General features: G+C 30.1%; 8 protein-coding genes. 2 read left to right on the top strand and 6 right to left on the bottom strand.

The annotated features are described in order from the left end of the window. Positions 1 to 188: 188 nt before the first annotated feature. The gene (locus ACIQ56_RS13120) at positions 189 to 452 is read right to left on the bottom strand and encodes a hypothetical protein (protein ID WP_397601505.1); all 264 of its coding nucleotides are present in this window, start codon (positions 450 to 452) and stop codon (positions 189 to 191) included. Between ACIQ56_RS13120 and rpsB the strand changes: the two genes are divergently transcribed. Both rpsB and tsf read left to right on the top strand, forming a co-directional pair. After that, a complete protein-coding gene (gene rpsB, locus ACIQ56_RS13115) occupies positions 333 to 1,124 on the top strand; it encodes a 30S ribosomal protein S2 (protein WP_153418909.1) in 792 nt (263 codons plus the stop codon). The genes ACIQ56_RS13120 and rpsB overlap by 120 nt on opposite strands. A 71-nt stretch (positions 1,125 to 1,195) precedes the next feature. Then, positions 1,196 to 2,152 (top strand): translation elongation factor Ts, encoded by a 957-nt coding sequence (tsf, locus tag ACIQ56_RS13110; protein WP_397601504.1) that lies wholly within the window; start codon positions 1,196 to 1,198, stop codon positions 2,150 to 2,152. An 89-nt stretch (positions 2,153 to 2,241) separates the two neighbouring features. Here the strand turns inward: tsf and ACIQ56_RS13105 are convergent, their stop codons facing one another. The 5 genes from ACIQ56_RS13105 to ACIQ56_RS13085 form a co-directional block, all read right to left on the bottom strand. Continuing rightward, positions 2,242 to 2,616 carry a hypothetical protein gene (locus ACIQ56_RS13105; protein ID WP_397601503.1) on the bottom strand — a complete coding sequence of 125 codons (375 nt, stop codon included), beginning with the start codon at positions 2,614 to 2,616 and terminating at the stop codon, positions 2,242 to 2,244. A 6-nt stretch (positions 2,617 to 2,622) separates the two neighbouring features. Further along, positions 2,623 to 3,243, bottom strand: coding sequence for a hypothetical protein (locus ACIQ56_RS13100; RefSeq protein ID WP_397601502.1), 621 nt, complete (start codon positions 3,241 to 3,243; stop codon positions 2,623 to 2,625). A gap of 142 nt (positions 3,244 to 3,385) precedes the next feature. After that, complete coding sequence (locus ACIQ56_RS13095) at positions 3,386 to 3,799, bottom strand: hypothetical protein (protein ID WP_397601501.1); 414 nt, start codon at positions 3,797 to 3,799, stop codon at positions 3,386 to 3,388. 63 nt (positions 3,800 to 3,862) lie between these two features. Then, positions 3,863 to 5,392, bottom strand: a complete 1,530-nt coding sequence (locus ACIQ56_RS13090; protein ID WP_397601500.1) for a tetratricopeptide repeat protein — start codon at positions 5,390 to 5,392, stop codon at positions 3,863 to 3,865. Between the two features lie 1,156 nt (positions 5,393 to 6,548). After that, positions 6,549 to 6,647, bottom strand: a 99-nt coding sequence (locus ACIQ56_RS13085; RefSeq protein ID WP_397599331.1) for an IS3 family transposase, incomplete at its 5' end; no start/stop codon positions are given.

The following is a 6,647-nucleotide window of genomic DNA, read 5'->3' as shown; positions in this document are numbered from 1 at the left end:
ACTTATGCTTTTTGCAACATCTAGTACATTAGAAGTTGAAGGGAGAGAACGAGAAGATCCATCAGGCAAAAATATTTGAATTAAACTCACAAACAGCTCCTTTAAATAGCGCTCCCCACATACACAATGGGTGTGCGAAAATAACTCGAGAAGACTATACAAATTTTAATTGTTGGTAAATCAAGAATTTAATTATCCTTGACTTCATTAGCAAAAAATTGTTTAAGTTCTGTGCCTGATTTAGAGCGTTCTCTGTAATACCAAAGCTTGGTGGGCCAAAATGCCTGGGTATTACAAGGGGTTAAACCAAATAACCAAGCAGGAGTTTTTCTATGTCTATTGAAGTTCAAATGCGCGACCTCCTTGATGCGGGCGTCCACTTTGGTCACCAAGTTCGTCGTTGGAACCCTAAAATGCGTCCGTTTATTTACGGTGAGCGCAACGGTATCCATATTATCGACCTCCAAAAAACTCAAAAATTATTTAAAGATGCTCTATCTTTCGTTGAACAGACCGTTACAGAAGGCGGACACATCCTTTTTGTTGCGACAAAAAAACAAGCTCAAGAAATCATCGTTGAAGAAGCGGAAAGAGCGGGAATGTTTCACATCCACCACCGTTGGCTCGGCGGTATGATGACAAACTGGCAAACAGTTCGTTCTAGTATTACTAAACTAAAACGTATTGAAAAAATGGCTAGTGATGGAACATATGAAAGCATTACAAAACGTGAAGTTGCTCTTAAAGAACGTCTTCGCATTAAGCTAGAGCGCTCTCTAGGCGGAATCAAAAATATGCCAGGACTTCCTTCTGCTATTTTTGTTATTGACGCAAAAAAAGAATTCACAGCAATTGCTGAAGCAAACCGCTTAGGAATTCCTGTTATTGCTGTAACTGATACAAACAGTGATCCTAACGGCGTTGACTACATTATCCCTGGTAATGACGACAGCCTTAAAGCAATTAAACTTTATGCGAGCTTAATTTCAGATGCAGCTCTTTCTGGCAAACAACGCCGTAGATCTGAATCTGGAAAAGAAGACTCCTCATTTTCTTCTGACAGCGGACGTTCCCAAGTTAAGGTAAAACGCCTTAAGTCACGCGATGAAGACGAAGCGAACTAAACCTCTGGGTGTTCCGTAAGGAACACCTTTCTTACTTATTAACAACATTTTATTTTAAAGAGGAATAAGGAATGGCTACAGTTACCGCTCAAATGGTTAAAGAACTTCGCGAAATGACACTTGCTGGTATGTCCGATTGCAAAAAAGCGCTTGATGCTGCTGAAGGTGATATGGATAAAGCAGTTGTCATTCTTCGTGAAAAAGGCTTAGCAAGCGCTGCTAAAAAAGCATCCAGAGCAGCGAGCGAAGGTGTTGTTTCTACTGTTGTAGACAATAATAATCTTGGATTTGTTTTCGAAGTAAATTGCGAAACAGACTTTGTTACTAAAAATGATGGTTTCCAAGCTTTTGTTAGCAATCTACATAATATAATTAACTCCGCAAAACCTGCAGATTTAGACGCTCTTTTAGCAACAAATTATGATGTTTCAGGAAACGTAAAAGATGCAGCTACAGCACTTGTGGCACAAATTGGCGAAAACATCACTGTTCGTCGTTTTGCACGCGTTGGTTCTGGCAAAAACTTTGTTACTTCCTACGTTCACGGCGGTGGTAAAATCGGTGTTGTTGTAGAACTTGCTGGTTCTGGAATTGAAGCTCACTTAAATAACCAAGGCTTAATTGAACTTGGTAAAGATGTTGCTCTTCAAGCAGCAGCAATGAAACCACAATTTTTAAATGAACAAGAAATTCCTGCTGAAACAATCAAGCAAGAAGAAGAAATTATTCGTAATAAATTTCTTCAACAAGGCAAGCCAGAAGCTGCTCTTGCAAAAATTGTTCCAAGCAGCATAAAAACTTGGTTCAAAGAAATTTGTTTAGTTGATCAACTTTTTGTAAAAGATGACAGCAAATCTGTTGCTGCTTATGTTTCAGAAGTTGGAAAAAAACTAGGCATTAACGATCTTAAAGTAACTTCTTTTATCCGTCTTGAACTTGGTCAAGGCGTTGAGAAAAAAGCTGAAGATTTTGCTGCTGAAGTAGCTGCTACTGTTGCTGCTACTGTTGCTGCTGCTGCAAAAGGTTAATACTTTATCGTTCTTATATTTTAAAAGGGAGAGTTTCCTATTTTCGAAACTCTCCCTTTTTTTATTCAATACATTTTTAATAAAAAAAATTATTTTTGAGAAATTAACAAAACAGTTCTTCCTAAAGCATCTAATAATCTTGAAACATATTTTCTTTTTTCCACTATGGTATCAATTGATTCTTTAGAACAAGATCCAACGGATTCAAATTCAAGTTCTTGGCACTTATCCATTTCTTCTTTACAAATTTTTTCGACAATTAGTTTATGATATAAAACATAAGGCTGTTGCGTTATGATAAGATATTTACCTTCTTTTAAATTCCAACTAAATTCATTAAAAAATTTTTTTATTTTATTTGATGTTAATATTTTATTTTTATTAGCTTCTTTTTCTATAAATACAAGAGCAATTTTATTTTTTAACAAAGAATGCTGAGATTGTGAAAAAACTAATTTCAACATTTCTCTTTAATCTTTTAAATTGGGAAGAATTTTGGGAATTTTATAATCACTATTAAATGAGATGATGCCATTTTTTTTATTGAATAACTCTTCATTCGTTTCATATATTTTTTCAGACAGAACTCGTTCACCACCTATTAAATAAGTCATACCAGGATTAATGATTCCATCATCAATATTTTGATTTAAATAAGCTAATCTATCACGAGCTCTATACAAAGTAGATCCTAAAAACAATATTGCATTATAATTTTTATTGATAGGCGCAACTTCTTTTTTAAAACCAATATCTTTGTTAATTAATTTTATAATATCATCCAGATTATCATCGCTGATATTTATGTTTCTCTCTATATCTAAAAATTCTGTTTTATCTTTTTTAATCCAAGAATATTGTGAATCAAATGTTCCATCAATCCAATTTAACGCTTCTGAAAGAGAATCATCTTTAGGATATATAGATGTTAAATTTAAAACTTTTTTTAAATTATTTGATATTTTATTATCTTTTGTAATAATATTTTTTTCTATTATATCAGCAGTGGTTAATGCATTTGCGTATTTATGAAATAAAACAAAAAATGATATTTTTATAAGGAAATAAATTTTTAAATTTTTAAGAATCATTTATTCATTCCAATCCGAAATAAAAAAAACTTTATAAAGATTTACTTTAAACAAATCAAGCAAAGAAAAAAAGAGAAACTCTAAACTCTTCATTATTTTTTATAAATTTATTTAGGATTTTAATTTGATTCAATAAATAGAATTAATGTTTATTTCTATATGTTTTTTTTACTTCTTCATTTTTAGGAGAATCTTCTTCATTCTTTTTAAAACGAATGGAAAACTCGATACGATGCTGGCGAGCTACTGCAAAAAATTTTTCAATTCCAAATGAAACCATATTTTTAGCAACCTCTTGGCTCAAGCCTTTAAGCAATTCTTCTTTGCCTTTTGCTAATAGTTGAGTTGCTTCTTTCGGAAAATTATCTTTCACTTCTTTTATGACATCTCTACCAGTGGCAACTGTTTTTTTAAAAATATCACCACCTATCTTTGCCAAATCTTGAAAATCATCACGATCAAACCATTTTTGATTTTCATCTTCATTTTGATTTTTATTTTTTTCGGATTTAGTTTTATCGATATGCTTATTATGACTCATATTATGGCCTTTCATTAAAAGCTGCTTCCTCATTCATAATGTAATTGATAATATATAAAAAATCAAAGAACTCGAATATTAACTTGCTTTTGGGGGCATTGATTTTGCCGGAGCTTTTGGATTTGGTATAGGAGTTCCTTTAATTCTTGATAATGCAATTATAGTTTCCTTACCATTAGGATCTAAATACAATGAACGTTCGTAACATTCAATTGCTTTCTTTTTATGTTTTAAAGCTTCGTAACAACAACCTAGGTTATATACATATTTTGAATGATCCGGATCCATTAAAGTAGATTGTTCATACCATCCTAAAGCACTCCGATAGTTTTTTAATCTAATAAATAACAATCCCACTCGAGCTAAGTTGTCTGCAGTAGGCTCCATATTTGAAACTTCTTCACAAGCGGCAATTGCATCTGGTATTTTACCCATTTTTGCATACACTCGCCCCTTCGATTTTAATACCTCAAGGCGCAAATCAACAATTGTTTTTGGTATTTTACTTAAATCAGCAATCGCCTTCTCATTTTCATTCATTTTTTCAAAAACCTTAGCACGACATAAGTAAACATCATATTGGTTCGCATTTTTATTTAAAATATCAGAAAATAAATTTATTGCTTTGATAGGATGCCCATCTTGAATATACATATTTGCAAGTTGCATTAATGATTTAGTACTATCTGGGTTTTGGCGTCTTGCTTTCATACAATAATGTATCGCCTTTTCCTTATTACCAGAACCCCTCATAATTTCAGCAAAACGTAACAAAAGAGTTTCATCCGTAGGATCATCTTGCAAAGCTAATTTCATTTGCTCTAAAGCTTTATCATAATATCCAGGAGTTTTTGAGTTCTCTATATAGATATCAGCTAGAACCATTCTTCTATGAATTTGTTTGCCATTAATTTTTAATTCTTTTGCTAAAAATGGAATGGCCTCGGTACGTTTATTATTTGAAATTAAAATATCAGCCCCTGCCGAATAAGCTGGAAAATACATACTATTATTATCTATAGCCTGATTCACATGAAGCATTGCCTCTGAAATATTGCCAAGTTTTGCTTCTGTTTGTGCTAAACCAATCAAGGAACGTGCTGATGGTTTATTTTGTGCATGTATTTTTTCAAATTCAGCTTTTGCTTCGGAATATTTTTCATTAAAAAATAACGATTCCGCATTTCTCAATTTTTTGATATTTTCTGGAGGATTTTTATATTTCTCAAAAATTCCTTCTACTTTTTGAACAATATCTTGTGGCTCAAATGGCTTTAAAATATAATCACTCACTCCCAAATCAACACTTCTTACAATATCTTCTTTTGTTGCTTCCCCTGATATAAATAAAACGGGAATGTCATTTTGCATGGCACGACCTCGGATATAAGCTAAAACTTCAAATCCATCGCCCAATGGCATATAAATATCTGTAATAACAATATCTACTCCATGCGTTTTTAACCAAGCAATGGCTTCTTTTGCATTTCCAAAGTCTTCTACTTCATAATGTCCCGTTTTATCAAAAATTCGGTAAAGAGCTTTACGCATATTTAATTGATCATCTATTACGACAACCCGAAGATGTTCTGATTTTGCATCAGCCATCATTAGCTCCTATTAAAAACAAAGCAAAAGTTTTTCACAATAGATATTTCGGTAAATTTCATGCGTAAATGAGATTTTGAGGTTGTTAATAATTATGAAATAAATATATTTTTTAATAATAATTTCTTATAATTATTATTATTTTTGTTTTTGTTTACTTTTTATTTCCGCATTCGTCAAAATTATGACATAAAAATTAAAAACTTTAAAAAAATGATGAATTTAAAATTTTGTTTTAATTAAATAAGAATTATATCAATTAAAAATTAATTAATATCAATTAATAAATTAAAAATAATTTTCTCTTAACAAAAAAATTTAAAAATTATCCTCAAATCACTCAACATAATCAAAATTTATTTTAAATTAAAAATTATGTTATATTAATAGAAATAAAATCAATAAATAGTTATGAATGTTTATGATAAATTTTTCACAAAAAATTCACAGAATAATATTTATAATATTTATAATATTTTGCAAAAAATAACTATTTATAATAAATTTATTTTATAATAAATAAATTTATTATAAATTATTATTTTAAATAAATTTATAAAATTTCTGGCTGGATAACCTTTTTAATTCCTTCTAATTTTTAAATTTATTTTTTGAGTTGACTACAATTGAATATAAACAAAAAACTAGGACATTAAATAATATATCTATAATATTGTATTTATAATTTGCAATAATTTGTTATTTTTGAATATAAGATTAACAAATAATATATAAATAAATGGTTATCTATTAAATAAATTACCAAAAAATTTTGGGCTACTTTACGAATTTAATTTTATGAATTACTTTAATTTAGGTTTAACAATTCAATTTATATTTATAATTATTTTATTTAATAAAATTTTAAATATAAATTGAATTGTTAAATACATCAACAATTCTTTTGGAGGTTATTATGAATAATTACTTGATTAGTAAAGTCACGTTATCTGTCTTAGGATTGTTATCCGTTTCAGCATTTGCTGATTCCAAAAAGTCTGAATATTACACTGTAGAAGGTTTGGTATGATCCCCGAAAAGTGGACTATTAAATTTCATAATTTTCTTCATATTCTAAAGGTGCATGATAATCAAGGGCAGAATGAGCACGAATTCGATTATAAAACACCTGGTATGATCCCCGAAAAGTGGACTATTAAATTTCATAATTTTCTTCATATTCTAAAGGTGCATGATAATCAAGGGCAGAATGAGCACGAATTCGATTATAAAACACCTCTATATATTCTATGAC

The organism is Silvanigrella sp. (genome assembly GCF_044369315.1).
Lineage (GTDB): Bacteria > Bdellovibrionota_B > Oligoflexia > Silvanigrellales > Silvanigrellaceae > Silvanigrella.
This window is presented reverse-complemented; position numbering and strand designations above follow the sequence as displayed.